Origin of the sequence: Mesorhizobium sp. M7A.F.Ca.CA.004.12.1.1 (assembly GCF_003997835.1) — a bacterium.
Taxonomy (GTDB): Bacteria; Pseudomonadota; Alphaproteobacteria; order Rhizobiales; family Rhizobiaceae; genus Mesorhizobium.
Map to the genome: position 1 here is coordinate 1 of NZ_RZRK01001215.1, position 1,223 is coordinate 1,223.

Annotated in this window: 1 protein-coding gene; it reads left to right on the forward strand. The window is 63.3% G+C overall.

From position 1 onward, the window contains the following. Window positions 1-1,223 (forward strand): ABC transporter ATP-binding protein (locus EN984_RS35225; protein ID WP_164765951.1); only part of this gene is annotated, 1,223 nt, incomplete at both ends.

The following is a 1,223-nucleotide window of genomic DNA, read 5'->3' on the forward strand; positions in this document are numbered from 1 at the left end:
GACCGAGGTCGGGCGGCTGATGTCGCGCCTGCAGGGCGACGTCAATTCGATGCAGGAATTCCTCGAAACGTCGGTCATGTCGGTGGGCGACATCGTGCTGCTGTTCGGCATCGTCAGCGTGCTTTTGTGGCTGGATTTCCGGCTCGGCCTGCTGACGCTGTCGACCATGCCGGTGCTGTTCATCGTGCGCCTGTTCTGGCTGCCGCGCGCCAAGGTCGCCTTCATGGCCGCGCACGAAACCAACTCGATCGCCAATGGCGCGCTGGCCGAAGGCATCCATGGCGTGCGCACGGTGCAGAGCCTGGAGCGCCAGCACGTCAATTTCGACCTCTATGACGAGAAGGTGCTGGCCAATCTCAATGCCCATCTGACCTCGGCGAAATACGCGCAGGTGATGGTGCCGATCGTCGACACGCTGACCGGCATCGCCATGGCGACCGTCATCGTCGTCGGCGGTTCGATGGTGCTGTCGCACAGCCTCGACATCGGCGTCATGGTGGCGTTCCTGTTCTACATCCAGCGCTTCTTCGACCCGATCCGCTCGCTGACCATGCAATACAGCGTCATGCAGCGCGCCATGGCTTCGGGCCAGCGCATCTCCGAAGTGCTCGACGTGCCGGTCGACGTCAGCGACAGGCAAGGCGCGGTGACGCTGTCGCGCGACATGGACGGCTCGGTCGAGTTCAGGAACGTCACCTTCGGCTATAGGCCGAACCAGCCGGTGCTGAAGAACATCTCCTTTCGCGTCAATCCGGGCGAGACCGTGGCCCTTGTCGGCCCTACCGGATCGGGCAAGTCCAGCTCTATGGCGCTGGTGCACCGCTTTTACGATGTCTGGTCGGGCGAGGTTCTGGTCGGCGGCCATGATGTGCGTGACCTGACCCAGGATTCGCTCGGCGATCAGGTGGCGATGGTGCTGCAGGAGCCGTTCCTGTTCTCCGGCTCGGTGCTGGAAAACATCCGCTACCACAAGACATCAGCCAGCCGCGAGGAGGTGGTGCGCGCCGCACAAGCCGTCGGCGCGCACGATTTCATCGAGAACCTGCCCGATGGCTACGATACCGAACTCGAGCAGCGCGGCGGCAATCTCTCGCTCGGCCAGCGCCAGCTGATCAGCTTTGCGCGTGCACTGGTGGCCGACGCCAAGATCCTGGTGCTCGACGAAGCCACGGCCAGCATCGATTCCTACACCGAGATGCTGATCCAGAAGGCGCTGATCACCC